The 24,080-nt window shown below is 63.5% G+C and carries 28 protein-coding genes and 1 pseudogene; 17 read left to right on the top strand and 12 right to left on the bottom strand.

Annotated elements, in window-relative coordinates; translation table 11 throughout:
* Positions 1-76: 76 nt before the first annotated feature.
* A complete protein-coding gene (gene eccD / locus ACNQVK_RS01290) occupies positions 77-1,573 on the top strand; it encodes a type VII secretion integral membrane protein EccD (protein ID WP_418028291.1) in 1,497 nt (498 codons plus the stop codon).
* On the opposite strand, the gene ACNQVK_RS01285 is transcribed toward eccD, so the two are convergent.
* Positions 1,457-2,278 carry a hypothetical protein gene (locus ACNQVK_RS01285; protein WP_418028290.1) on the bottom strand — a complete coding sequence of 274 codons (822 nt, stop codon included), beginning with the start codon at positions 2,276-2,278 and terminating at the stop codon, positions 1,457-1,459. The genes eccD and ACNQVK_RS01285 overlap by 117 nt on opposite strands.
* Positions 2,279-2,497: 219 nt before the next feature.
* Positions 2,498-4,036 (bottom strand): type VII secretion protein EccB, encoded by a 1,539-nt coding sequence (gene eccB, locus ACNQVK_RS01280; RefSeq protein WP_418028289.1) that lies wholly within the window; start codon positions 4,034-4,036, stop codon positions 2,498-2,500.
* Between the two features lie 40 nt (positions 4,037-4,076).
* Between eccB and eccE the strand changes: the two genes are divergently transcribed.
* The 9 genes from eccE (at position 4,077) to ACNQVK_RS01235 (ending at position 11,955) form a co-directional block, all read left to right on the top strand.
* Positions 4,077-5,828 carry a type VII secretion protein EccE gene (gene eccE, locus ACNQVK_RS01275; protein WP_418028288.1) on the top strand — a complete coding sequence of 584 codons (1,752 nt, stop codon included), beginning with the start codon at positions 4,077-4,079 and terminating at the stop codon, positions 5,826-5,828.
* A 58-nt stretch (positions 5,829-5,886) separates the two neighbouring features.
* Positions 5,887-6,756, top strand: a complete 870-nt coding sequence (locus tag ACNQVK_RS01270) for a DUF5336 domain-containing protein (RefSeq protein WP_418028287.1) — start codon at positions 5,887-5,889, stop codon at positions 6,754-6,756.
* 149 nt (positions 6,757-6,905) lie between these two features.
* Positions 6,906-7,325 (top strand): hypothetical protein, encoded by a 420-nt coding sequence (locus tag ACNQVK_RS01265; protein ID WP_418028286.1) that lies wholly within the window; start codon positions 6,906-6,908, stop codon positions 7,323-7,325.
* Positions 7,326-7,843: 518 nt separating this feature from the next.
* On the top strand, positions 7,844-8,623 hold the full coding sequence (locus ACNQVK_RS01260; protein ID WP_418028285.1) for a hypothetical protein: 780 nt from the start codon (positions 7,844-7,846) through the stop codon (positions 8,621-8,623).
* A 192-nt stretch (positions 8,624-8,815) separates the two neighbouring features.
* Complete coding sequence (locus ACNQVK_RS01255; protein ID WP_418028284.1) at positions 8,816-9,142, top strand: hypothetical protein; 327 nt, start codon at positions 8,816-8,818, stop codon at positions 9,140-9,142.
* A 570-nt stretch (positions 9,143-9,712) separates the two neighbouring features.
* Positions 9,713-9,886: a hypothetical protein gene (locus ACNQVK_RS01250; RefSeq protein WP_418028283.1), complete on the top strand. Its 174-nt coding sequence runs from the start codon at positions 9,713-9,715 to the stop codon at positions 9,884-9,886.
* A 38-nt stretch (positions 9,887-9,924) separates the two neighbouring features.
* Positions 9,925-10,641 carry an HD domain-containing protein gene (locus ACNQVK_RS01245; protein ID WP_418028282.1) on the top strand — a complete coding sequence of 239 codons (717 nt, stop codon included), beginning with the start codon at positions 9,925-9,927 and terminating at the stop codon, positions 10,639-10,641.
* 12 nt (positions 10,642-10,653) lie between these two features.
* The gene (locus ACNQVK_RS01240) at positions 10,654-10,782 is read left to right on the top strand and encodes a hypothetical protein (RefSeq protein WP_418028281.1); all 129 of its coding nucleotides are present in this window, start codon (positions 10,654-10,656) and stop codon (positions 10,780-10,782) included.
* 294 nt (positions 10,783-11,076) lie between these two features.
* Entirely contained in the window at positions 11,077-11,955 is an 879-nt protein-coding gene (locus ACNQVK_RS01235; protein WP_418028280.1) for a DUF4253 domain-containing protein, read from the top strand.
* Positions 11,956-11,971: 16 nt separating this feature from the next.
* Here ACNQVK_RS01235 and ACNQVK_RS01230 read toward each other — a convergent pair whose 3' ends face one another.
* From ACNQVK_RS01230 to ACNQVK_RS01220, 3 genes are read right to left on the bottom strand one after another with little or no spacing between them, the layout of a single operon-like run.
* On the bottom strand, positions 11,972-12,718 hold the full coding sequence (locus tag ACNQVK_RS01230) for a hypothetical protein (RefSeq protein ID WP_418028279.1): 747 nt from the start codon (positions 12,716-12,718) through the stop codon (positions 11,972-11,974).
* The gene (locus ACNQVK_RS01225; RefSeq protein ID WP_418028278.1) at positions 12,715-13,386 is read right to left on the bottom strand and encodes a hypothetical protein; all 672 of its coding nucleotides are present in this window, start codon (positions 13,384-13,386) and stop codon (positions 12,715-12,717) included. Before ACNQVK_RS01225 ends, ACNQVK_RS01230 begins: the two co-directional genes overlap by 4 nt.
* A gap of 2 nt (positions 13,387-13,388) precedes the next feature.
* On the bottom strand, positions 13,389-13,682 hold the full coding sequence (locus ACNQVK_RS01220; protein ID WP_418028277.1) for a hypothetical protein: 294 nt from the start codon (positions 13,680-13,682) through the stop codon (positions 13,389-13,391).
* A gap of 204 nt (positions 13,683-13,886) precedes the next feature.
* On the opposite strand from ACNQVK_RS01220, the gene ACNQVK_RS01215 reads away from it, so the two are divergent.
* The 3 genes from ACNQVK_RS01215 (at position 13,887) to ACNQVK_RS01205 (ending at position 15,192) form a co-directional block, all read left to right on the top strand.
* Positions 13,887-14,609: a C40 family peptidase gene (locus tag ACNQVK_RS01215; RefSeq protein ID WP_418028276.1), complete on the top strand. Its 723-nt coding sequence runs from the start codon at positions 13,887-13,889 to the stop codon at positions 14,607-14,609.
* 4 nt (positions 14,610-14,613) lie between these two features.
* Positions 14,614-14,907 carry a hypothetical protein gene (locus tag ACNQVK_RS01210; protein ID WP_418028275.1) on the top strand — a complete coding sequence of 98 codons (294 nt, stop codon included), beginning with the start codon at positions 14,614-14,616 and terminating at the stop codon, positions 14,905-14,907.
* Positions 14,908-14,988: 81 nt separating this feature from the next.
* Positions 14,989-15,192, top strand: a complete 204-nt coding sequence (locus ACNQVK_RS01205) for a hypothetical protein (protein ID WP_418028274.1) — start codon at positions 14,989-14,991, stop codon at positions 15,190-15,192.
* Between the two features lie 16 nt (positions 15,193-15,208).
* On the opposite strand, the gene ACNQVK_RS01200 is transcribed toward ACNQVK_RS01205, so the two are convergent.
* Together ACNQVK_RS01200 and ACNQVK_RS01195 are read right to left on the bottom strand one after the other, a co-directional pair.
* Positions 15,209-16,165, bottom strand: coding sequence for a zeta toxin family protein (locus ACNQVK_RS01200; protein WP_418028273.1), 957 nt, complete (start codon positions 16,163-16,165; stop codon positions 15,209-15,211).
* Positions 16,131-16,562: a hypothetical protein gene (locus ACNQVK_RS01195; protein ID WP_418028272.1), complete on the bottom strand. Its 432-nt coding sequence runs from the start codon at positions 16,560-16,562 to the stop codon at positions 16,131-16,133. The genes ACNQVK_RS01200 and ACNQVK_RS01195 overlap by 35 nt, the downstream gene beginning before the upstream one ends.
* 869 nt (positions 16,563-17,431) lie before the next feature.
* Between ACNQVK_RS01195 and ACNQVK_RS01190 the strand changes: the two genes are divergently transcribed.
* Positions 17,432-19,051 carry a hypothetical protein gene (locus tag ACNQVK_RS01190; RefSeq protein ID WP_418028271.1) on the top strand — a complete coding sequence of 540 codons (1,620 nt, stop codon included), beginning with the start codon at positions 17,432-17,434 and terminating at the stop codon, positions 19,049-19,051.
* A gap of 4 nt (positions 19,052-19,055) precedes the next feature.
* Here the strand turns inward: ACNQVK_RS01190 and ACNQVK_RS01185 are convergent, their stop codons facing one another.
* Positions 19,056-19,316: a hypothetical protein gene (locus ACNQVK_RS01185; protein WP_418028270.1), complete on the bottom strand. Its 261-nt coding sequence runs from the start codon at positions 19,314-19,316 to the stop codon at positions 19,056-19,058.
* Positions 19,317-19,353: 37 nt separating this feature from the next.
* Here ACNQVK_RS01185 and ACNQVK_RS01180 point away from each other — a divergent pair, with 37 nt between their 5' ends.
* Positions 19,354-19,809, top strand: coding sequence for a hypothetical protein (locus ACNQVK_RS01180; RefSeq protein ID WP_418028269.1), 456 nt, complete (start codon positions 19,354-19,356; stop codon positions 19,807-19,809).
* Positions 19,810-19,892: 83 nt separating this feature from the next.
* On the opposite strand, the gene ACNQVK_RS01175 is transcribed toward ACNQVK_RS01180, so the two are convergent.
* Positions 19,893-20,192, bottom strand: coding sequence for a hypothetical protein (locus ACNQVK_RS01175; RefSeq protein WP_418028448.1), 300 nt, complete (start codon positions 20,190-20,192; stop codon positions 19,893-19,895).
* A gap of 684 nt (positions 20,193-20,876) precedes the next feature.
* Here ACNQVK_RS01175 and ACNQVK_RS01170 point away from each other — a divergent pair.
* Positions 20,877-21,392, top strand: coding sequence for a hypothetical protein (locus tag ACNQVK_RS01170; protein ID WP_418028268.1), 516 nt, complete (start codon positions 20,877-20,879; stop codon positions 21,390-21,392).
* A 347-nt stretch (positions 21,393-21,739) separates the two neighbouring features.
* A pseudogene (locus ACNQVK_RS01165) lies at positions 21,740-22,093 on the top strand (biotin/lipoyl-containing protein); the annotation flags it as partial.
* 49 nt (positions 22,094-22,142) lie between these two features.
* Here the strand turns inward: ACNQVK_RS01165 and ACNQVK_RS01160 are convergent.
* The 3 genes from ACNQVK_RS01160 to ACNQVK_RS01150 all read right to left on the bottom strand — a co-directional run bounded on the left by ACNQVK_RS01160 (position 22,143) and on the right by ACNQVK_RS01150 (position 23,992).
* On the bottom strand, positions 22,143-22,373 hold the full coding sequence (locus tag ACNQVK_RS01160) for a hypothetical protein (RefSeq protein WP_418028267.1): 231 nt from the start codon (positions 22,371-22,373) through the stop codon (positions 22,143-22,145).
* A gap of 124 nt (positions 22,374-22,497) precedes the next feature.
* Complete coding sequence (locus ACNQVK_RS01155; RefSeq protein WP_418028266.1) at positions 22,498-23,109, bottom strand: acyl carrier protein; 612 nt, start codon at positions 23,107-23,109, stop codon at positions 22,498-22,500.
* Positions 23,102-23,992, bottom strand: a complete 891-nt coding sequence (locus tag ACNQVK_RS01150; RefSeq protein ID WP_418028265.1) for an RNA polymerase sigma factor — start codon at positions 23,990-23,992, stop codon at positions 23,102-23,104. Before ACNQVK_RS01150 ends, ACNQVK_RS01155 begins: the two co-directional genes overlap by 8 nt.
* Between the last annotated feature and the right edge of the window lie 88 nt (positions 23,993-24,080).

The raw sequence follows: 24,080 nt of genomic DNA, 5'->3' as shown, positions 1-24,080 counted from the left end.
TAGTCGCTCGGTCAGGCTACGAGCGATCCTGGGTATTGTCACACCGTCTAGTTTTCGAGGTGGGAGGCACTATCCGATGACGTCCTCACCGTTGCTGCCCGATCTTGATGACGACGCCGAAACCGAACACGAGCTAAGCCGGATCACCGTCCTGGTCAACGGGCTCTCTGTCGACGTCGCACTCCCCGGCGACAGCAGTATCTCAGCGGTGATCGCCGAGGTCATAGAACTGGCCAATGACCAGGTCCCGATGCACAGCGAACTCGAAGACGTCGAATTCGACAACGAACCGGGAAAATGGACATTCGCCCGCCTGGGCGGCGCGGCCATCGACCCGAACCGGTCTCTGGTCGAGGCAGGCATCTATGACGGCGAGTTCCTGGTAATCCAGCAGATCGGGGCGCCCGCCGCTCGACTGCTCTTCGACGACGTCACGACGGCCCCCGGCTCGATCGACAGCCGCCGGCGATGGATCAGGGACAACTCTGGCGCCGCAACGTGGTTCGGAATAAGCATCCTGCTCGGCGCCATCATCGCCGGCGTCCTATCCCAACAGCCCAACACCACGTGGCTTGCCGACATACCGGTGGCCGCCATCGCAACACTGCTCACCGGAATCGCCTGCGCCGCGGCCGCGTGCGTGTTGCCCTACCGCACCGACAACCCACGGACGGTCTGGTTGGCCGGCGTCGCGCTACCCCTGATCTTCGGCGGATCCCTGTACGTGATCCCCGGAACCCACGGCGTTGCCGCACTACCGATGGCACTGGGCCTCACCGCCGTGGTGGCACTGCTGGCACTACTCGTTTCCGGACAGGCCCGGTCCATGTACACCGCGGTGATCGTGGTGGCAGTTCTGTGCATCCCAGCAGTCGTCGCCGAGATCCTGTTCAACGTGAACGCGCGCTCCATCGGCGCAGTCCTGGCCACCGTCGCCGTCATCGTCGTGTACCTGGCGCCGCGAGCAACCATCGGGATGTCCAAACTGCCCGTCCCGCGCGTCCCGACCGCCGGCGAACCACTCGACGACATCGAAACCCAAGGCGGCCCCGCAGTCGAAGGCGTCAACGCCATCGGAAAGCAGATCATCCCGACCGAACAGGGAATGACTGACCGCGTCCGACGAGCCAACGAATACCTCACAGGAATCATCGCCGCGGCCGCCGTCGTCGCTGTCATCGGCTGCTACCTGGCAGTCGACGTCACGAACGGATTCTTCTGGCAGGGAACCGCTTTCTCGATCGCGGTAGCCACCGTTCTATGCCTACGAGGCCGCAGCCACTACGACCTAGTTCAATCCGCCACGCTGATCGGCGGTGGGCTGCTCATCGGCGTAGCCATGATCGTCAAGACAGCGACCTCCATCGACAGCTGGCAGATCATCGGGCCCATCCTCCTCGCCGTCCTCATCATCTTGGTGGTGCTCACCGGCCTGGTAGCCCCCCGCAGAGAGTTCTCACCGGTCCTGCGTCGACGCGTCGAGATCCTTGAATACGTGGCCATCGCCCTGGTATTCCCGCTGGCCTGTTGGATCCTGCGCATGTACGCCTACCTGCGAGAACTGCACCTCTAGGGGCGGGCTGACCCGCAAAACCCCTGGCGAGGCATTGATGCCAATCACGACATTGTTGCCGGCACGGGGGTCAACCGCGACGTGCAGGCCGAGCTCGGTGATCCGGCCGTCGAGCGGATGTCTTGGGCGGTCGGGATAGGTACGACCCAGTAACGGGTCGAGTGAGTCGATCGTCTGCTTCCAGAGATTGAGCCAAGTCCGATGCGGCCCCACAACGAACGACAACTCAAGTCTGATGGGCCCCGCGGGCAGCGCTGTGGCGCTGGCGATGGCAGCGTAGAGCTGCTTCTGGGCGGGGCTGCCACCAGCGCGGCTTTCCCACGACGCGGTCGTTTCTACGACCAGGACACCGCTCGGCGGCTGAGGCACTTCGTGCGCAGCGTCTAGGCGCACATATGACCGAGCGCTGTGCTGCTTTGTGCACCAAACCGACACCAAATCCGAGTCGTGCAGGCGTTTGGCGAGTGGATAGGCGTAGTTGTCCAGGTCCGCCTTGTCGAGCAAGTCCCGTTCGGGCGGGCGTCCGACGTCCAGCCGTAGCGCCCAGGGGCCTTGAACTTTTGAGGACTCGACGAGTGCTGCGGTGTCATCCAGATACGCCCGCATCCGAATGTTGTCAGGGTGAACCTTGCTGTCCCACGAGGCCAACTCGGGCGCGACCCTCAGCTGCTGGGGGTCGTTCTCAGGACGGGCGAACCAGCGCATCGCCACAAGCTATCCCGGCGCTCTGGCCGACAGTCGAAAACCGCCACCGCAGCCAGTCAATTGCACGCGTTCCGCAGGGGTCTCGACGGTGCGCCATGAGAATGCAACCGTCTCACTTCGTCAGGGCATCGCTCTGTGACACAACGTTCGAGAATCGACAGCAGCGGACACCCCTGCGAGGCGCGCAGTTCCCAATGGCCCTGCCTGGCCGGTCCATGGCTACTTGGGTGGGGTGACCTTCAAACCGGACGGATCAGCCGCCATCCCATCGTGGGCGATCAACGCAGCCTGCTGCGAAAGTTCGGGGCCGGGAGGCAACAACGCCAGCACCGGCCACGGCGCCAACTGAGGCAAACTGTCGGGACTGTCGGGGTCTTTGACGCCGACCACCCCTAACGCCGCAGCGGTCGGCAAGTCCTTGATGTGGAACCGAACACCAGTATCGGACACATAGAACAGCTGCCCCTGCGAGCGGCTGTCGGGCTCAGCATCGGTGGCCTGGACGAACTCACCAGTACCGGGCCGCAAGAACACGTTGTCGAGGCCAGGCCCATTGCCGTCGGCCGTGGCCAGCCGCAGCGGACGAGCATCCTTAGGAAGCGGCAAACGATGACCGACCAGCAGCCGCGTGCTGGCCTCGGCCGCGGAATTGGTGCGCTGCCACGCCATGCACACCACACGATCCGGATCGATCCTGACGAACTGCGGCGACGCAGTCGGGTAATGGTCCACATGCAGCCCATGCACGACAGGAACATCACTCAACAGCGCCGGCGAGATCGTGCTCGGTTCGGCCACAGTCGGCGACTGCGGATCGCCGTACCTGATGATGTCGGCGGTCGCCTCCGAAATCGGCTGCACACCGTCACCGAGAACGACGTAAAGCTGATCACCGCGCGAGTCGACCGTCCGGATAATCGACCCCACCCGGTACTGCGAGGCCAGGAAACCCACCGGCGCACCGATATCGGCAATCTCGACCGGCACGATCGGGTCGACCAGCGGGAACGCGTTGAGCAGGCCCGCAGAAACCTCACGCACCTCAGCGTCGCCGAGCCTCAACGCCCGGAAGAGCACCGGATCGGCAGGGTCGATGAGTGCCCGCACACCGCCATAGATCAAGAAAGCACTGTTCCCGGACTTCGTCAGCACCATCTGTGCGTCTGTCGCGGCACGAATATCGTCAGTCAGGACAGGGTTGTTCGCCAAGACAGTGGTTTCGACGGACTGGCCGCCCACCGAGTCGGTGACCTTAGGGGTTTGAGTTGTGTCGCAGACCGTCCACGACGACATCGACAAGTCGTCTGCGCCGTGAATAGCGTTGGGGGCGCCCACAACACCGACAGTCGGCCCCAGAGGCACGGTGTTGAGGAACTTGTCGTCGACCGGCTTGGGCGGATCGGCCTTGCCGGCGATCAGTCGCGCCGAAGCTAAGTTCAGCACCGGGTGCAACTGGTCACCGATACGCACATAGGCAGCACTGTTGGATTTGCTGACCATGATCGTGGAGTTGCCGAAGTTGGGCATGGGCTTGAAAAACGCCAGCACGGTGGCAGAGCCGCCGATCAGGACCGCAATCACCACCCCGACCAGCAGAGCACGCATCTGACCACGCATCGGGTCATGGATCATCCGTGAATCGCCACGAATCAGCGCATGTTCAAGGCGGCGAATCAAGAACTGATACCCATTGACCTGGGCCCGCGTGGTAACTTGCGCTGGCATAGCTGCCCCCGTCAGCGTCTGAGGAATGCCCATGGGGCACAGTCAGGGTACAGCAACACCGGGGGGAGGCTGGGTGCCGCAAACCATAGCGAAGCCGAAGAATCGCGACGCGCTCAAACGTCGAAAGACGACCCGAAACAACGCCCCCGAAGACAAGCCGGACAAACTCACCGACACGGCCGACATCGTCCCGCAACGCGCCCTGCCGCTCGTCGATGCACTGTTCATCCAACTGTTCATCGGCATCGGCGTAACCGTCGCACTGCTGATCCATCAACCCGGCTGGTACGGGGCAGCTGCAGGCTTCGTCGCCGCCCTGCTCTTCGTGGTGCGGGTGCGCGGTCACACCCTTCCCAGATGGATCGCAGTGCGCACGAGCTTCTCCAAGGAACGCCGGCGCCGGGCCAGGAGCGCCGAACAATTCGAGCCTTTCGACGCAGACCTCGGAGACGGCGCCCAGATCGGCTTCCACTGGGACGGCAAGACAATGCTGTCGCTGCTGCGCATCCAGGAAAACCCGCAGGCGATGACGGTCCTAGAACCAGGCGTCACTGTCTCAGGGGAGATGGTGTCGATCCCAGTGGTGGCTGACTGCCTTCAGCAATTCGACATCACCCTCGACTCAATCGACGTGATCAGCCAGGGATCGCGCTCGCACGGACGCGGACACATCGCGGCCATCTACGACGCAGTAATCGGCCCACTGCCGGCGATCGCCCAACGCACCGTGTGGGTCGCAGTCCGCTTCGACCCCACCTTGTGCCCAGATGCCGTGCGCAACCGCGGCGGTGGACAAGACGGGATCACCCGCACCGCGGCGACAGCCACCCGCCGAGTCGCCAACCGACTGGCTGAGGCCGGCCTGCGGCCACACATCATGACCGCCAGCGAGATCGCGCACGCGACCAATCAACTCTGCGACGGTGTCGCACTACCCAGCTTGGAAGAAACCTGGTTCACCTGCCAGGACGGCCTCTTTCAGCTCCGCAGCTTCTCGGTCAAACCCTCCATGTTCAGCACCGCGGGACTGGGCCTGCTGTGGACGATTCCGAGCTACTCAACCACCGTGTGCATCTCACTGCGCCGCGATCGCAGCAAACGCGCCCGCAAAGGTGCCATCAAGATCCGCGGGCTCGCACGATTCGACAGCCACGGCCGCACCCGCGTGGGGCTGCGCGGTGTCAGCCCACTACGCGGGTACCAATACTCCTCCTTGCTGTCCACGTTGCCGCTGCCGGCACCCCGCCGCTCGATCGAGCGCTGGGTCTTCGGAACAGCACACGACGCGCTGGCTGACCTGGCGATCCCCGCATCAGGCTGCGGGCAAGTGATCGGCGCAGACGATCACGGCCGAGCCGTGGCACTCCCCCTGTTCGGCCCGCAGATCGAACGAGTGGAAATCTGCGGCACCCTGCACCTCGCGCAACAAGCAGTACTGCGCTCACTGGCACTGGGAGCGCGCGTACGCGTGCACACCCGAAGGCCCGCCGCCTGGCGCGAAATGGTCGAAGAAGTCGACGACAACAACCTGCTGCGGGTCACCGATTTCAACCGCAGCACAATGCAGGCCGGATCCGACCGCAACTATTCGGTGGAGATGTTCGACGGCGTCTCAGAACAAGGCGTGCGCGTCGGTGTGACCGCGATCGTGGTGAAACCACCCCAGGCCAGACCATCGGGCACCGCCGATGTCACCCTGCAGCTCGTTGATCCGATCAACGACGTCGTGCGGGTGGGCACCAGATCAGGCGCAGCGGTAGTGACGATGGTCGCCACCGACGACGAAATGCGCTACATCAAATCGTCGTTCGATTCCCCAGACTGACCTCTAGGTTCAGGAGTGGGCGCAATGTCGGGCCGATGGAGTAAGTGAGGGAACTGCCGTGGTCAATCCGCAAGGCAACTACCCGGGATACACCGGTGAGCACGGCACACCCAGTGGTGCCTACGACAGCTACCTGTACGCGGTAGGCACTGCGCCACCGGACAATACGCAGCAAGTCCGGGCACTGTGGCTCGCAACGGCTGCCATTGGCTTGATCCTCTACGGAGTCAGCTTCGGATCCCCTACGCCTGTGGAGTGGGCGTTGTGGCCTGCCGTGCTGGCCGCGGTGATCGCAGCTGTGGGATTGGCGCCGCGACAACCCCGGCACGCCTGGATTGTTGTGAGCCTCGCAGCGACGGGAATCGCGATGGCCTTGAACACATGGATCAGGACCAGCGACGTCGGGTGGGCACTGACGACGGTGCTCGTCCTAGCTGTGCTGCAGACGGGCGTAGCTGCTGCAGCGTTGATGCTCGATCGCGAGCCAGCAGAAGAGATTTCAGCAGAGTCGGATTACGCGGCGTACACGCGCTACGTTCAGGCGTATCAGATCTACACCCAGCAGTCCCAATCGATGACCCCACCACCATCGACGGTCGGTGGGCAAGCCACTGCTAACGCCGCCGGCGCCGCAACCGGCCAGGCCGACCACTCAGCGACGGCGCGGACTCACTACTCGGCGCGAACCCGAGGGCAAGCAGCAGATTCAGCGCAGGAGTCGTACTCGGCCGTACAGGATCAGTACAACCAGCACGACGCATACCCCCCAGCGCAACCCGACCCTCAGCAACAGCGCGGATCATCTGGCATGCCGCTGACGTCGGCGGGAATCGATCCCGGGATGCCCAATTACGGGCGTGGCGGCGGGGCGGCCACACAGCACCAACCGCCCGAACCCCCCGGCTACGGGCAGGCTCCATCGCCCTAAAGTCACCACGGCTAAGCAACTCTGGACCCCGCAACGCGACAAGCAATTTCCGGAACGCCCGAGGCTAGTTCTGCGGACTTACCTACGGTTCCCGGGCTTCCCGGCCCCCGTAGCATCAACACATGGGCGTGAGGCACGAGTACTTTGTCTTGGACAACGACGAACAGGGTGCGGCGCTCTTGGAACCGTTCGACGACGGCATCTTGGGCGTGGAAGCGGCAACCGAACTCGTCTCTCTGGAAGCTCTGCTTCTGGGCCTCCAACCCCTCCTCGAGTCCACCCTGACCTTGATGGACCGCCCCGACCATGCCGTGACGATTGCCACTGACGCCGACGACCCCGCCGAAGTGAGCACCGTCATCACCAAGGTTGCCGATCACACCACCGCACTGATCGCCCAGGCCACGCCAGAGCAACTAGCGGCTGCGATGCAACCATGGTCGGAGACAGAGGAATTCGCCGGCTACGTCAGCGCTCAAGACCTCGCAGAAATGATCGACGGACTCATGCCGCTGTTCCGCCAAGCAGTCACACATGGCCGACGCATCTATGTACGGACAACCTGCTAGACACGCAATGACCAACTAGCCACCGGACCGCTGGCGAGCTTGGCCTTCACACGGTGTCATTGTCCGACAGCAACTGCTTGCGCTCTGGCCCACCCGCTGATTGAACACAACCCAGGCGCCCAGGCCGGCTCCTGCGCCTCCGGGGGGCGCCTGTGCGGGTCAACTCACCGGCCACCAGGGCAGATGGCAGTGCCCCGGACTGCCCGAGTTCTCGGGCGTAGCCCGCACGCATGACTGGTGACGTGCCATCGCCGCAGCGGGGCGGTCGATTCACCGAACACGAGGACCAAAGACTTACCGCCAGTAGTAAAGATCAGCGCATTTCCCCTGGCCGCACGCAATAGAACTCCTCTTTTGACTGGTTATGATTCGCATCAACCTGAGGAGAGGCGAACCACCAGCCCGGCTGGTATCGGTTCCCCGGGAGACAGAACAAGCGAACTGGGTGGCAGAACGCACCTCGACGCGAACGTCGAGCCGAGTCTGGACCACCCAACGACCAGAGAGGCGCCGCACCGATGACTGTCGACGTAGGACGTACCGCACAAGAACTTGTGGACTGCCATGTAGTCATCCAGGGCGGCCGCCAAGCCCGAGTCCTCGGCCAATCCACCTCATGCCCGAATCTGCTGATCACTCCCCGGTTGGAGGCGCGGCCCGACGGCGCCCTGTCGTTCAGCGATGGCCTCGTCCTCACACACGTCCCGACCGGCGCGACCCTCGTCGGCGGAGAATCAGCCACCCGACTGCTAGCGCTGGCCGAACTACTCGCCCGATTCGACTGGTCTTTCACCGACTTCGGCAACGTCACCTTGGATACCCTGGACGAAATCAGGAACGTAGTGCGGCAGTGGCGACTTGCCGCCGCTGACTCCATCCCAGCGGTCTCCCTCTACGGCGAAGACGAAGCGCAGCGCGCCGAGCGGGAAAACCGCCCGGCGCGCACCCTGCTGGCTGAACATCTCGACTGGTGGCAGCGACACAACGACAACCGCGTAATGCCCCCACTCAGCGGCGACGATCCTGACCAGGACCGGGCCTGGAACGACGGTCTAGCCACCAGCATCGAAGGCTTCGGACTGATCTACCTGATGGCGGTGTTGTGGCGAACGAACCCGACAGTCGCCGACATCGCAGCCCGCATGCTGATCATGGCCTGGGATGCCGGAGATGACATGGGGGAGTGGGTCTATCAGTGGCGCACTGAACTCGCCAGTGACAATCCGTTGACCCTCCACGCCATCCCGGAGGCTGACGCGCTGGAATTCCTGGCCGCCGCCGACAGCCCACAGCATTAGTCCGGCCAGTGACCTACTGACTCAGCGCCAGGCGCCGAAACGCAACCAGGTCTAAGCCAGGGGAACCGCAGCAACTCCGGCTCCTCGCGCCAGAGGCAATGCATGAGCGCGCCAGGCCGCGGCTCGGACGGGCTCAATGCGCCGAGGCCAACGCAAATGCACGACAACGAGATTCGCTAGGAAAGGATGGCCATGACAGCCGCAGAGACCCTGAGCCCGGGCGATATCGATCGGCTGCACCGCCCCACGTCGTCAACCAACAACTGGATGGGCGAGACAGCGTCCCGGGCCGAACTGGAAACAGCGCTCAACGGCCTGTCCCCGGGTGCCACCGCAGTGCTTCACGATCTCGTGCGAGACATCAGCAACGGCCGCGGCCACGTAGGAGGCGAAGCAATCAAGAAGGCCGTGCTGGCCGCCGCCCCAGATTGGAACAGGCTGACAGACGCCGGCCAGCTGGAAGATGCGATCGACGAGACCATCAGCGACGTCAGACTCCAAACCTTCGGCGAGTGGTGACATCCCCGAGCGTCCAGCCAAACAGCCACAAACACAGCCTGACTCGACACTAGGGCCCTGCAGCGTGAATGAGCCGACAAAAACACAGCCAGCCGGCACTCGGCGCGACTTTCGGGTTGCCCAGATCGGCAACGGCGCGACCGCGCACTACGTCGACGACTACCGCTACCAGCCAGGCCGAACGATATGCGGCAGATGGCTCGCCGAATCAGACGAGGTTCGTGCTGAGCTGGACCTGCCGCTGTGCGGGGTGTGCTGCCGGCGCGACGGCTATCCGACCGAGGCGGAATTCCGCGAGTACCACGTGTGCACCGACTGCGGGGTGGACACCAGCCAGCTGGGCGAAAGCTGCTACACCGTTCGACACAAACTGTGGAACATCGCCTACCCCCTGTACCGCACGGGAGTGGGTGTCGGGTCGTCGCGGCCCTGCGTCGGATGCCTGGAGAAGCGGCTCGGGAGAGCGCTCACGGTCGACGACTTCATACTGCTGCCGGACAGGTACTGGGTAGCTGGCACTCTGGAAAAGCCGACAGTGGCCGTGGTCAAGGTCAACATTGGAGCAAAGATATGGCGCTACATATTCCGTGGGAGATCGTCGATCAAACCACCTGCGACGAGCTGGAAAAAGCCCAAGCGACAAACGTCAACCGGCGCTCCGGATACCACCACAACCCATGTTGGGATGTCGACACCGCCGCCGCGGCAACCGACTCACTGCTCGACCACCTGGCCGCGGCCTGACCCTCCCAGCGCGAACTGCAAGACATCCCGGTGAGCACGTGAACACCAACGGATATCTGGAAGTCCAGGGAGCGCAGCAGCTCGCAACAGAACTGCTCGCCCAGGCATTGCCACGGCGATGGTCACACACCGTGGCGGTGGCCAAGACCGCTGCGAGCCTGGCCAATGTCCTCGCACCCGAAGCCGCTGCAGAGATTGTGTGTGCGGCGTGGCTGCACGACATCGGATATGCACCGGACCTCATCGACACCGGATTTCACCCGCTCGACGGCGCGGCCTACCTGACACGGGAGAACGGCGACGGAAAGAGGATCCCAGCAGAGGTGATATCTCTCGTCGCACACCACACCGGTGCTGCATACGAAGCGCGCGAACGAGGACTCCAAGACCTGCTGGACAGCTATCCGCGGCCCGACGAAACCAAGTTGGCCATCTTGAGTTGCGCAGACCTGTGCAGCGGGCCCGACGGCGCACCGGTGGATCCCGCTGAACGGATCAGCGAGGTCCTCGCCCGATACCCGACCGACCATCCAGTTCATCGAGCGATCACCATCTCCGCGCCCACGCTCGTCGGGCAATCTCGCCGCGTCCTGCAAGCGGCCCGGGACGACTGTCGTCTGTGCCAACAGCTGGTCGAGACCCGGCAGGAGACCATCGCGAGACTGCGAGACAGCATCGCACTGAACGAAGCCGAGATCGCCGAGATCAAACGGTGCGATCGCCACACCGACTACCACCGCCAGCAGCTGACGTAAGGAGCTTTGAGCATGGACGCAGAAGAAGCATTGGACCGGATCTGCGTAATCGTCGGATGGGGAAGCAATCCCGACCCCGATGACCCTGAGGAGGCCCTGACGGAGGTCCTGCAGGTGCTCAACCGGTATGTAGCAGGTTGACGTAGGGCGTCACATGAAGAGCGTTTGGGATCACCCACGCATATTGGCTCTGGATGTTTCGTTTGCCGGTTGGGTCATCCAGAACGTTGGCTGGCCGTCCCGCGTCTACCTACCGATCAAACGAGGACGCTGGTGGGTCTGGGTTGGACCCTTCCTCATAGGAAGGCCCGACGACACATGGTGATCGCACACCCCGGTCGACGGTTACCTTGTCAGAATCGGCAACGTTGCTGATCGTCACCGTGAGCCTCGCGTGCAAGCGGCTCACTAAGAACCAGCTGGAGAATCCCCATGATGCCTTTGCTGATCAGATTTCTCGCGGTACTGACGCTGGCCATGGGGATCACGGCTTGCACCGATTCGGTGAGCGCACCGCCGCTCCCGCAAGTAGTCAGTTCGCCTGTGCAACCGGCAGTGTCACCGCTGCCCACCGATGGGACCACGCTCGTCGGCGCCGTCGCTCTGCCGGCTGGGCAACGGATCTTCGCACGAGACAGCGTCGGCGCACCCACCTCACCACCGCTGGCCTGGTACACCGAGGTGCCCACCACGGACGTGCAGCCACTCTGGGAGGCACTGGCACGCCAGTTCCCCAACACGAAGCTGTGGCCTGTGGTCACGAACGGTTTAGATGGCGACCTTGATAGGCCCTGGCGCACAGGCGAACTCGACCCGGTTGAAGACAATGAGCCGATCGAACCCGACCAATGGTTCCGCGACCACGACATCACCGACAACCCCGACTCGCTGGGGCCTGCATACCGCGGCTTGGCCGCCGGCTCATCCGGTCCGCCAGCCTGGCACAACACCAACCTCACCCGCACCGCACCGCCGCCGTACCCGACCACCGGCCTACTGCTCGTCGCCGTCGACCGACCCGCTGACGTCCCGGCCACACTCGGCTGGACCGGGCCGATGAACCACGCACTGACCGCCGCCGGCCTCTCATCCATCCTGCGCTCCTGGGAAGACCGCTTCGGTGCCACCCTGATAGAACTCGACTTCGACACCGCTCAACTTCACGTGCCACGCCCACCTGGCAACGAACAACAGTGCGCGACAGTCGCAAAGGAGCACATCATCACCGCACCCGACATCATCGGACCCTCCACCTTCAACGCCTACACCTCGCAGCTATGCAGAAAAGACACGTGGTTCCTGTGGTGGGACTAGGTGCTGGCCCGGGGCATCAGGACTCAACGGTTGTCGCCGGAATAGTGATCCGACGCTTCATCGGATAGTCGGACGATTCGTCTTCGACGAGAAACGCGTAAACGGGTTCGATGTGATCTTGAAGTTCCATCCAGGAGCGTTCCCAGTAGCCAAAGGACGAGTCGAACGTCAGGCCGGCGTCAAGGAGACCTGCGAAGGCAGCGAAGATCGAATCGAGGCGGACCCACTGCGCCCAATGCGAGATGGAGAACGGCCGGATCGCTGCCGTGCCGACGACAGCATGGCCAAGGTGCCCGATCGTGACGCGACCCCCAGGGCCCACGGAGGGGACGTCGGTTCCGTCGGGAAGGCGTATCAGTGGGGATGCTTCGGGGAAGATTCCATGGGCCGATACTGTCGATTCGACTGTCGATTTGAGTTCGGAGTCGATCGTTGCGTCGTACTCGATTCCGATGCTGCGGTGGTATTCCTGACCGGCGTCGATGATGCGCTGTACGACCCCGGCCAGTAACGGGGCATCAATGTCAGCGTCCGACCATGGCCGGCCAGAAAGAGAGAACTGGTAGCACCCAGGGTCGTGAGGGATCTTCTGGATCCCTTCCTCTAAGCCTGGAATATTGGCCTGCAAGGCGTCCCGCCTGTCGGCTGTCACCGCCAACGTGGGCGGTGGATCGCAGTCGGTGATGTGTTTTACCACCGACTCCAAGGCTTCTCGCGTCAGGTTCAGCCTCGCCTCGTCGGCTGACTCATCGGCCAGGCTCACTGGGCCCTCCAAGCGCAAAAGTCGGCCACCGTCGGGGCGGGCACACTGGTCAGCGTCGCTGTGTCCAGGACGGCGCTCGCCTCGCTACAGGTGGGCCCGAATCCGATCGCGACGCCCTGATCTCGCCGTCGGAGCCCCTGGGTGTCTTGGATGGCGTTGAACCAGGACTGCACGAACGTCTCTCCCGCCCAGAGATGTTCAACGAAGGCCCGCCCACGCATCGACTCCTCGTAGCCGTCGGTGGCGGCTCCGACGAACCCCAACACGATCGCCGGTGTCGCACGCCCACGCGACACCCAGGCCGATTCGTGAGCTTTGACCTGTCGCGTGGTCACGTTGCACGTGTCGAGGACCAGCACGCTAGCCCCGCCCAGGCCTGTGTTGGCCGGAGACCATTCTCCGCAGCGCAGCCGGAATTGGTAGCAGCAGCTGGCGTCCATCCTGCCGTGCGAGCTCAAGTAGGCAATGTTGCTGGCGCGGAGGGCATCCGATGCCTCAACGGACAGCCCACGCAGTCCAAGATCCTCGTCGAGGATTGCGCGCCCGGCGCCCCCGATGAGGCGCCCGAAGTGATAGAGGAACAGCGCCGGCGGCCGACTCGCGTACAGCAGGCTGCGTACTTTCCGCTTGGGCTCGAACTCGGTGCACCACCCGACCGCAACGTCCATGGCTAGCTCTGTGTGGGCTGTGGCGGTTGTTGGGGCGGCGGCGCGCCGCCGCCCCCGCTCTCAGGTGCTGGAGTCGTCGGCGTACGGGCAAGCCCTACGACGAACACGACGATCACGCCCACCAACCAGAGCCCGCCCAGCCCGCAGGCAATGTCGAGCAGGACCGTCCGTGCCTCCGGCAAGAAATACGCGAGAATGAGGGCCGCGCCCGCGGCGCCGAGCACGACCTCCCAACCATCGAACTTCACACCGTGGTATTCGATGCCTTTGTCGCTGCGCTTGGTTCTGATCTTCACGGTTCCCCCCGATCGCGATCTTGCCCCCTGTGGCGGAATCGTAGCCCTGTTACGCGCCTGTCAGGCCCGGTTTTCGTCGAAATTCGACTAGCGACATGGATGGCTGCAACTGGGGTGGAAACAGCCGAGCGAATCAAACGCTATACGAATGCTATTTCGTGATATACGATCGGTGTGAATGAGCCCAACAACCAGGAGGCCACGGTGACCACCACACCTAAGCGCGGCGGCCGAGCACCGCTGGACGAGAAGGGATCGACCCCGATCCCTGTCCGCTTCGGCCTCAGTGACCTCAATCGAATCGACAAGGCGTGGAACAAGTCAGGATCCACCGACCGCAGCGTCTTCATCCGGCAAGCCGCCATCGACAAGGCAGAAACCGTGCTGAACACCGAATTCGAACACCAAGCCGCAGACCTACGCGCCGAGGCCGCCGCGCGCCGAAACGAGAGCGCGGTCCTCACCGCGGTCGAAGGCGAACTTTTCGCCGCGATGGCCGAACTCATCGGCCGCCGCACCCCATACGCCTGGGGCGGTGGAACGATCACCGGCCCAACTCTGGGCATGTCATACGGCGGCAATGCTGCAGTCGAGGCCGCGGCCGGCCTGCGTGTGATCGGCTTCGACGCCGGCAGCCTGGAGCAGTACCTGATCTTCCGCGCATTCCAGATCCAAATCCCACGCACACCAAGAGATCAATACCTATTCGGCCGACCCGCCGCAGAACCCGAACCCGGGGACCTCGTCTTCTTCGAAGAACACATGACCGGCGGGATACCCCACTACGTCGCGACCTACCTGGGCCGCGGCTGCATCGCCGAAGCCCACGGCCCCGGAGAACTCATCGGCATCAGCGCACTCCCGGCGACAGGCGTGCACCTGCGCCGAATCATGCAGAGCGCACCGAACATGCGAGAAGAGGGGTAAGGCAATGGGCCATCAACGACCGTGGAAGGTGTACTTCCACCACGACGGTACGAAGACATTCAGCGACGACGCAGCAATAGACATCTACACCATCGACGAGTCCAAGCCGATCGACGGGAAGTCCTCACACAAGACCCAGGGGGCAGCAGAGGCCGCCGCCCGCAGCGTTTCCCGAAACGGTGGCCAAGCACGAATCATGCTGCACAACAAGGTAACCGGCACAGAATCCGAGATCCGCGTCTACACACCCTACGAAGCGGCCATGGACGACCTACCCGGGCTGGGCGAAACTGCATGACCCAGCCGCCAGCCGACGACCAACGCATCAACATCGGCTCCCAAGCACTCACCACCGACCCGCCAAACATAGGAGCAACCGATGCCTGAGCAACAACCACCGAAACCCCTGGATGACAAGGAGTCTGGCGAAAGTAAATACGCGACTCTTCCATCGCCAATCGACCTCACCAACACGGTCGCCTCAATAGACACGTCCACCACAGAAGTCGAGCACGGCCGCAGCCCCGATCCGAACGAAGGCGCAGACCCGTACCTGCGAATCACCGGCTGGAAGCGCCCGTAGGGGAGCGCATCCGCGATCAGGAATGGCTGTGGCCGCGTGACCGCCCAACACCTTTGAGTATGGCCACCGGATCGCGAAGCACCGCCCCACATCCAATGCACACCGCCCCCAGCGCGGCGCCCCGAGATGGCTCCACATGCCCATCGGGGGTCAAGCACGCGCGGTATTCCGTTCCGCCGGCAGTCCGGCTGACGATGAGCAAGTCGGACTCGATACCCGCCTCGTTGGCATTGCTGTACAGCTTCCGCGCGTTCGCGGCGCACGCCGACGCCGTGCGGGCCCCCGCGAAGAACCCCTTGACCGCGGCCTCGGAAATGAAACGGCCACCGAGTTCGACGTTGTGCCGGATACGCCCCGATCTGCGTCCAAGCCACCAGCGATCCTTGGATTGCTCAACAGCAACAGACATAGGCACCTCGATGTCGAGGACGGTAAGCCGCTCGTAATCGTGCATAGCCAGCTCATCAACATAGGTACGAGGCAACGCATGCCACGACAGCGTTCCCTCCATCACGAAGTTCTCGCCGTAGTACAGCGACACCGCGCGCACACGGTTCGCGGCCTCTGTCGACGCGTTGTGCACCCAACCGGCCAACTCCCCGGGGCTCACACTCTTCCCGTCCGTCAAGACATGACGGTGACGAACATCAAGCAGCCCCACCATCTCTAGACGTGCGAGCAGAATATCCTTGATCTCATCCGGGTCGATACGCCGATACCCGGCATCGGCAATAGCGTTGAGCCTGCTGGTCTTTCCCGCCCCAGGCACACCCGCAGTGACAATCGCAGCGCGCCCATCAGTTGGTGCGTCAGGACGCAGGGCCCGGTATTCGTCGGCAGCTTCTTGAACGACATCGTCGCTGAGGTAGTCCTGAACTGCACTCGGGACGCCAAGCTGCCCTCCTTGATGGAGGGCAGTGAGCTGGGCGTGGATCCTGTTACGAAGCCGGCGGTCTGACTGCGGAGCGGACATGTTCGTACTCCTCGTCACTGAGCAGTCGAAGTTGATGAGCAGCGCCGACCTGATTCCACGTTCCCGGGACAGAACCTTCGTGCGGATAGGGCGCAAACTCGGTAAACGTGTACTCGTAGGCACAGAGCTGCTTGACCAGAACGTCGCGCGGGGTCTCGCCGACAGCAGCGCGCAGGATCAGCTCTTCTGGAGTCTGGGCATCCCCGAGGGCCGCAGCGCCGCGCAGCAACCGACCAACTCGCGGCTGCGTGGTCAGGAGGAGTTCGGCGATCTCTCGTTGACTCTTACCGAGCTTGGTGAGCTCATTCGCCTCACGCATCTCCTCGATTTGGTTAAGACGTTCATGAGCGCGGCGGATGTGCGCTCGTTGAGTGATCCGTTCAATGGTGGTGGCCATGGCCCCGCTCCTTTCCGCTGATACGTATCGTATCACCAATTGAAACGACACGTATCAGAGCACGTCAAAGGGCCAATCCGTCATCAGCACCACCGCAACACTGCGGCGAGCATCCCGATCGATCACGCCACACAGCCAGGCTCCCGGCGGCTACCGCGCCCGCCTGAATCTCGAAGGGGCCATCCCGCGAATGTGGCGAACGCCAGGAGTGGCAGCAAAGAGCATTGCCCCAAGATGGACCGCCGCCGACAACCTTGACGGTTCCGGCGGCGGCTATCGGTTTGCGGCAGAGCTAGACCTGCCCGGTTCCTTTGCAGCGGGAACAGTTCACCCAGTTGCCCATGTTGCTGTGCCCTCCCTTTCCGTTGCAGGCAGGGCATGTCGCCCGCACCATACGAATCAACTTGAACATGGGTCCCTCCTTTATCGCAGCTAGTTTGCTGACAATGAAATGGTAGGCACAGTGATCAACGAGTGGATGTCGATTCGAGTAAGCAAAAAACTAACGCCACTCAGGCTATTGAAATGGAAAGCAAGCAAACAAACTGAGGGTAGGCCTGCCCAACAGCAAAACCCTGTTCGAGGCCCGCGAGCCTCCCCGCCGCCATTCCGACGAGTCGACCGTCAGACGGCTGGTCAAGACCAAACGGGGAAGCCCCCAGCCATGCGTGGCCTTGGGCTCGCCGCGCGACCGCCCGGCGTCCGACCGATTTTGCTGGGACAATGAGCTGATGAAGGGCTAAACCTCACCACGGTGAGGCCTGAGGCGTGATTCGCGTCACATGTTTGTCGTTTTTACTGTTTGCCGCCCCTTCGAAGTAGGACCCGCATCAGGCGGGCCCCGCTTGTGACAAGAAGGGACCACGCAAATGACCACCGACCAGAAAGCCGACCAGCCCGACACCCTCCGCCGCCGGACGCTGAGCGCCACCGCCGCCGGCGCAGGTATCAGCGCATCGAGCACCGCGGTGGCCGAACTGGCCAGGAGCCTGAGCCGCCCCGCGCCGGGATCGACACTGGAAGCATTGCGCCGAATGTCCTCGTCGGTCGCCGCGCTGGCTGAGGCCGCCTCACCACACCGCCCGGGCCTGTCCACCCTCATGAGCACAGGTGCAACCGACGCGGCGCGCAGGCTCATGGAGGCCACACGGCCGCCAACGCCGCCAGCGGGGATCGGTTCGCTGATGCCGAACATCGACGAGCTCACCCGAAAGTTCGCATCAATAGCGGGCCCGGCCGGGGCCGCTGGTATCGCGTCCACAGCCGCGCCGACCCTGACCGGATCAAACCTGACCGATCTGGCCAAGCGTCTCGCCCAGATCCAGGGCAGCAGCTCCCTGATGACGGGAGCCCCTGACATCGCGAAGCTGACCCGAAACATGGCCATCCCGATCCCGGACACGATGAAACTGTCCGGACCGAGCGTCGGTGTGGCAGCAAGGTTTCGGGCCGATCACCTCGCCAAGGCAGCATCCCCCGGGATCGCTGAGTCGCTGAAGACAATCCTGACCCCGCCCGGTGTCGGCCCCCTGACCGATCCGCTCGGGCACCTGCGCGGCCTGGCCAGCGTCCCGCGGTCCACGATCGAAACCCTGATGCGCGGCGGCGCCCCGGGCGCGGCCAGTCTGCTCCCCGCCACCGCGATTCCGCGAGGACTGAACATCCCCGACTGGCTGACCACCCAGTCCGGCGCCACCGCACTCGCACGATTGGTGACACCAACCACGGGAACTCACACCGACCTCGCCAGCCGGGTCTCCAAGCTGATGTCCCTGCAGATGCCTGCCTACCGATCCCCACTGCCCGAAGCGATGAAGTCCTGGGCCCCCGCCGAAGCCATCGCCACCATGATGCGGTCATGGTGGCCCCTGGCCGAACGCGGACTCAAGCAGGCCGGCACGGCACTCAACGCCGCACTCGGCGCCTGGGACGCCCTGGTGCAAGACGCAGCTGACGCCTACGAAAGGGTCAAAAACCTACTGTTGAACTGGCTCGGATTCGACTTCCCCACCAAAGAACTGGTGGCCTCCGCGATGCTGGTGCTGCTCGACCTAGACCTATGGCTACCGATGCGCGCGTTCGCAGCCGGCGGCCACCGCGACGTGGTTGCCACGCTCCGCCGCCTCACCCTCAGCGAGCACCGGCGGGCCAAGCGCTTGACCACCGATCCCGACTTGCGGTTCGGCGGACACCCGTTGCGGTCCCTGGAGGAGCCGATCGGTCATGACTACGCCACCGGCACAGTCATGACGCTCAAGGACCTTGTCGCCGATCGCGCCGCGATCGACCCGGCCGAAATGGACGACGGAGCAATCACACACCCAGGCCTGGCGCGGGTGTGGTCGAAGCTGACCGACCGCGAACGCGAAATGCTCCTCGAGAAGGCCGCGACGCCCCACACAACGTGGCCCGCAGCAGCGGCCCGGTGCGGCTTCAGCCGTGAGGAGGCTGAGCGGACCCGCCGCAAAATCGCATACCTACTCGGGTAAACGGTCAGCGTGGCCCGGCCGCGACGTGTTGGCGCAACAGCGCCCGCACCCGGGCCGGGACGCTGCGCGGCGGGCCGGCGTCATCCTTTCCCGCTGCCAGGGCGGCATCTTTGCGTTCACCGGGCTTGACGGCTGTCGGATCGTGAATCCGCCATGGCGACGCGCGGTACTCCGGCGGCAACGCAACAATCTCCAGCACGGTCTCGATGTCCTTCGGCCTGGGCCCAATCGCACCGCCAATGACCATGGCGTTGGCCAACCCCATTTGCGTATGCCAACCCCCTTGGCTTAGGGTTGGCGGCATGACGACGACCGGAGCCACCGCCGACGCCCGCTACGACCTCCCCGGCCCCCACGTACAGCTCAACGAATCCGACGGCTGGTACGGCGAACCCTGGTGGGGCCTCAACCACGGCTACTACGGCGTGACGACGCCGACCGGCCACGCCCGATGGGTGATCGAAGCACTCGACGGAATCCCTGGTCTGGACGGTGATGCAACCTCAACTGGCTACCGGGACGCGCTCACCCAGGTCGACCAGCACAGTTCGGCCATCTCCCACGTCGTGGCACACCACGGCGGCTGCGATGGGACAGGCATCCGGCTGCGGATCGACGCCCGCGCCGGCGAGTTCGTCGTGTCCAGCTTCGACTCATTCGAACAGCTCGGCGTGATCCACGCAGACGGCTCCTTCACGGTCCAGGCCCAACCGGTGGCCCACCGAGTCGAGCCGTACACCGGGCTGACGTACCGATAAGGAAAGGACGACGCCGCGCGCGAAACCCAGCGCCCCAAACCAAGTCTCACTGAGCTGCCCCGATTCCTTGGCGCTCAAAGCTATCAACCGGCAGGGGGAATCTCGATCGGAGCACCGAACGGATCAATGACGATCCCCACACCCCGCATCAGCTCAATCGAACGATTCGTGTCCATCACGCTCTTCACGTCGCCCTCCAGCACCATGTACGCAGCACGGTTCACCCGCTCGTAAAACTCCATCATCGAGTCCAAGCTACGAAAAACCGGCACATACCGGACACCGCTGCGTTCAAGTAGAAACACCTTCTGCGCGCCGTCCTTCGTATCCCCAAAAGGCGTGGAATAGAACACTTTCAGCCGCCAAACATCAGCACCCTCCACCGGCGCAACAGGTGAACCCGACGATGGTGTGAATCGGCCAGGGGAGCGCACCGACCACACCGGGCCGGCAAGAGCGTGGGTGATCTGCTCGCGCACCACCCGCTCCAACTCCTCCCGATTCGGCGGCAATCCTGGAGCATCCCCGGGTTCGGCAAGCAGCACAACCGGATTGGCAAGCCCCGCAACATCCACAGTCCCGACCGGCGTCAGCAACGTGGCCGGCAAGATGGCAACTTCACGCTCCTCAGGGTGGCGCGAGAGCGGCCCGACAAACCGACCCGTGACCGTGACGATCGCCGCAACCCGGTCCGCGGTGAAGTTCTCACTGGCGATCCGAGGATCCGCCGAGGTAGGAAGAACCGCCGACACCGTGAAGGACTCCCGCGGCGGCAAACCACTCATGCCGCGATAGGTAATTCCCGGCGTCGCAGGAAGCTGGGCAATCGCATCAGGCACTCGCACAGCTGTGTATACCGCAACCAGGCCTCTTGCCGGGCATGCAGGCCTATCGATGTACCGCCGCTAACCAAACGGTGCGATCTCGCCCCCAGGGAGTTCAGCGCCGAAGCGGGTTCCGGGATGGGCTCCTAGACCTTGTTGGCATCAAAAGCCTTCACCGCTGCTGCACTCCGAGTACGATTTCACCGCAACTGGGAGCCTTTGCTGTCGGGGGAGGGCAGTGACATGTCCGCAGGCGTCAAATGGGTTGCGATGTGGTTCTTGGCGGTCTGCGTCCCGGTGTCGATCCCATTTGCCATCCTGGTGGCCGTCGGAATATTGAGCGACGCGTTTGGCTCTGCGCCCGAAGTGCCGTACTTGCCGCTGTTTGAAAGGCTGACGGGTTTAGGGCAGCTCCTACCCACTGGACTCGCGCTTCTATACACGGGAACGAGGGAACTCTTCTCGGATGAAGTGCCCGCGCCGATAACAAGCCCGAGAGGTAAGGGACTCTATGGCGCCACCTGGTTTTTCGGAGCTATCGCGGTCACGGTCTTCGTCCTGATTCAACGGACTGTGCTGGACATGCAAGGGTCCGTGCCATACGACACCCAACAGGGGCAGGCGTGGACCTCGCTAGGCCTTTTTGCCGTTTGCGCCTGGATCACATTCACCAACGTCTATCTGTCGACTCCTGCGCCGAAGCCGCCGCCGACGCCTGCGCCGGCATCCGAATCCTCTGACAAAACGGTATCCGCATGAGCACGGGTGTAGTCATAGCTTGTATTGCCGCCGCAGCGGCGGGTATTGCCACCATTGCGCTACAAGTGCCCCTGGTCAGAGACAAACACCGCCAGTTAGTCAGCTCGAAACCGCGGACAGTAATCGTCGGCTCAACGGCGTCGCCCGAGCCCGACAACCTTACAAACGCAAGCAATTCGGATGGCACGTCATCCGAGCCTCTACAGGCTGATGCGGACTCCCTCAACGTTAGGCACGACCCGACGGACAGCCAAAATCCGGTGGCTGAATCGCGCGCGGCGACAGACGCTACTCACCACGAACCAGCGGAGGGCGGTACCGATGCGCCGCACGAGGAACCTTTGACGGTAGTAGTTGAGGTCGGCGGCCGCAGCATTCCGGTCAAGTTCCCTGACGGTCTTCCAGTTCTAATCAATCAGGGGCACAACGTTATTCGCCGAAAGCCCAAGGCCCGCAAGCGCGGCAGCGGCAGCGCGACGGCGGCATCGGGTGACTCGGTGACCGCACCGATGCAGGGCACCGTGGTCAAGGTGGCCGTCGAGGAGGGCCAGGAAGTGTCCGCGGGCGACCTCGTGGTGGTCCTGGAGGCCTTGAAGATGGAGAACCCGGTGACGGCCCACAAGGGCGGCGTCATCACCGGCCTGGCCGTCGAGGACGGTGCCGCCATCACCCAGGGCACCGTAATCGCCGAGATCAAGTAGGAGCCTCACCGGCCGTCATGGACCGCCAGGCCCTGACGGGTTCTTTGGCTCAGTCGATCTCGCAGACGACTGGGTGGCGTGAGAGCGGCCCGACAAACCGACCCGTGACCGTGACGATCGCCGCAACCCGGTCCGCTGTGAAGTTCTCGCTGGCGATCCGAGGATCCGCCGAGGTGGGAAGAACCGCCGATACCGTGAAGGACTCCTGCGGCGGCAAACCAGTCATGCCGCGATAGGTGATTCCCGGCGTAGCAGGAAGCTGGGCAATCGCATCAGGCACTCGCACACCTGTGTATACCACCGCAACCAGGCAGCTGGCCTGTATGCAGACCGCGGCCAGGCTGCGGGGCGGCCGTGCCGCAATGCCGATGTACCGCCGCTGGAACACCGCATCTAGAACGCCCTCAGGCAGAAGTAGGACCGACACCTTTGCCGAACTTACTGCCCAACATGTCCTGTGAATCACGTGGCGATGAGGCTGGCGGGGCAACAGGATTCGGGTCGTGACCCGCCTGCGCCGGCAGCACAGCCGAGTGTTCTGCCAGCACATAATCTGCCAGCTGCGCCACTGTCGACCGTTGCTCCCAGATCATCGCAGGTGGCAGCGGAACCCCGAATGCCCTCTCGATAACACCGCGAGTGTCGATCATCGCCATGGAGTCGAGTCCCTGCTCGATCAGCGGCCTGTCGACGTCGATCGCATCTTGATCCACCGCGAGAGCATGGGCCACGATCTCACAGAAAATCGCGACGATCGATGCCTGTGTCCACTTGAACTTTGCGAAGATCTCACGCTGTCCCGCAGGGCCATTCGCCACCCCAACTTGCACATCGGCACCGCTATCGCCGTGCAGGACCTCGCCCCGCTCGGCCAGCCGCCGCACCTTCTCGACCTGTGCGGCACTAACCCGACCACGCAGCTGGCGCGCCCCGGCGGTACCCAGCGACGACTCCTCAATGAGACGATCGAACTCCGGATCGTCGTAGTCGTTGTTCGCTCCGCGCTTATCAGTCATCGCCGTGTCCTCCCAACCGACCGCGAATATCTTTGTTCCGCAGCCGATAAAGCCGTCCCTCGACTGCCCGCTCGGTGATGCCGAGCAGTTCGCCGATCGCTTCTTGCGAGTAGCCAAGATCAGTGAGCTGCAAGAGGGCGTATTCCTTGCCGCTCAGTTCACGAAGCACCCGCTCAAAATGGTCGGCGTCGACAACTGCCCTCTCCGGATCGTCAAACATGTGCGTGGCCCGTGCCACCTCAACGATGCGGTCACTGTGATCGCGAAGCGTTTCCGGGTCCGTCGACCGGTTGTGCCCCCAGATCTGCTCATGGCGGCTCCACCGGCGAAACTCGTTGTTGAACGCCTGAATACACGCCCCGACGAAGAACGTCGTCAAGCTGGCCCCACCGTCTGGACTCCATCCGGTGCCAGCCAGGCCGGCGTCCCGGAACTTCTTCAACGCCCTGGCCGCGGTCTCGGCGCACAGCTCTGCGCGGACGTCTGGCTTCGTTTCCAGCTCCCTCGACTCGGTATCGGTGTGGGGCAACGGCCGGCCGATGTCGCGGACCTTGGCGAAGATGTAGCCGGTACGCATCCACGCGTCCAGCACGGCCCAGCCGTAAGCCGCCAGGTCCCCGGCCAGCCGATCCCATCGCCGGCCGCAGAACCCTTCAACACGCACAGCCTCGAACAGCTGCCCGTCGCGGTTGTGGCGCCGAACCCGCTCGGCCAGGAGTTCCACGTCAGCCCGGACCTGCTGGGGCGAATGCTCAAGTACCTCATCCTCGGAAACTGGAACACCGAAAAGAAGAGCCGAATCGGCGTTGTCATCGTCGAAACTGGCGTCATCGGCCCATGGATGTTGTAGGTCATCGCCGCTAGCGGCAGAACGAGACTCCACCGGGCGCACCTCCTTCATCCCTGGGTCAAGGTCAATACGATTCGAACAACTGCCAAGAACTCACCTGCATGTCAGGCACAACGTGCTC

It is taken from the genome of Mycobacterium sp. 134 (assembly GCF_048282715.1).
GTDB classification, from domain to species: Bacteria; Actinomycetota; Actinomycetes; order Mycobacteriales; family Mycobacteriaceae; genus Mycobacterium; species Mycobacterium septicum.
The sequence above is the reverse complement of the archived record's forward strand: the minus strand, read 5'-3'. Positions and strand labels throughout refer to the sequence as shown.

Bases quoted from the DNA above. Each gene is read 5' to 3' on its own strand.
- ACNQVK_RS01255 (WP_418028284.1), top strand. From the start codon at position 8,816: ATGACAGCCGCAGAGACCCTGAGCCCGGGCGATATCGATCGGCTGCAC.
- ACNQVK_RS01190 (WP_418028271.1), top strand. From the start codon at position 17,432: ATGACCACCGACCAGAAAGCCGACCAGCCCGACACCCTCCGCCGCCGG.
- ACNQVK_RS01260 (WP_418028285.1), top strand. From the start codon at position 7,844: ATGACTGTCGACGTAGGACGTACCGCACAAGAACTTGTGGACTGCCAT.
- eccB (WP_418028289.1), bottom strand. From the start codon at position 4,036: ATGGGCATTCCTCAGACGCTGACGGGGGCAGCTATGCCAGCGCAAGTT.
- ACNQVK_RS01170 (WP_418028268.1), top strand. From the start codon at position 20,877: ATGTCCGCAGGCGTCAAATGGGTTGCGATGTGGTTCTTGGCGGTCTGC.
- ACNQVK_RS01240 (WP_418028281.1), top strand. From the start codon at position 10,654: ATGGACGCAGAAGAAGCATTGGACCGGATCTGCGTAATCGTCGGATGG.
- ACNQVK_RS01200 (WP_418028273.1), bottom strand. From the start codon at position 16,165: ATGTCCGCTCCGCAGTCAGACCGCCGGCTTCGTAACAGGATCCACGCC.
- ACNQVK_RS01205 (WP_418028274.1), top strand. From the start codon at position 14,989: ATGCCTGAGCAACAACCACCGAAACCCCTGGATGACAAGGAGTCTGGC.
- ACNQVK_RS01235 (WP_418028280.1), top strand. From the start codon at position 11,077: ATGCCTTTGCTGATCAGATTTCTCGCGGTACTGACGCTGGCCATGGGG.
- ACNQVK_RS01180 (WP_418028269.1), top strand. From the start codon at position 19,354: ATGACGACGACCGGAGCCACCGCCGACGCCCGCTACGACCTCCCCGGC.
- ACNQVK_RS01285 (WP_418028290.1), bottom strand. From the start codon at position 2,278: ATGCGCTGGTTCGCCCGTCCTGAGAACGACCCCCAGCAGCTGAGGGTC.
- ACNQVK_RS01210 (WP_418028275.1), top strand. From the start codon at position 14,614: ATGGGCCATCAACGACCGTGGAAGGTGTACTTCCACCACGACGGTACG.
- ACNQVK_RS01225 (WP_418028278.1), bottom strand. From the start codon at position 13,386: ATGGACGTTGCGGTCGGGTGGTGCACCGAGTTCGAGCCCAAGCGGAAA.
- eccD (WP_418028291.1), top strand. From the start codon at position 77: ATGACGTCCTCACCGTTGCTGCCCGATCTTGATGACGACGCCGAAACC.
- ACNQVK_RS01185 (WP_418028270.1), bottom strand. From the start codon at position 19,316: ATGGGGTTGGCCAACGCCATGGTCATTGGCGGTGCGATTGGGCCCAGG.
- ACNQVK_RS01155 (WP_418028266.1), bottom strand. From the start codon at position 23,109: ATGACTGATAAGCGCGGAGCGAACAACGACTACGACGATCCGGAGTTC.
- ACNQVK_RS01250 (WP_418028283.1), top strand. From the start codon at position 9,713: ATGGCGCTACATATTCCGTGGGAGATCGTCGATCAAACCACCTGCGAC.
- ACNQVK_RS01195 (WP_418028272.1), bottom strand. From the start codon at position 16,562: ATGGCCACCACCATTGAACGGATCACTCAACGAGCGCACATCCGCCGC.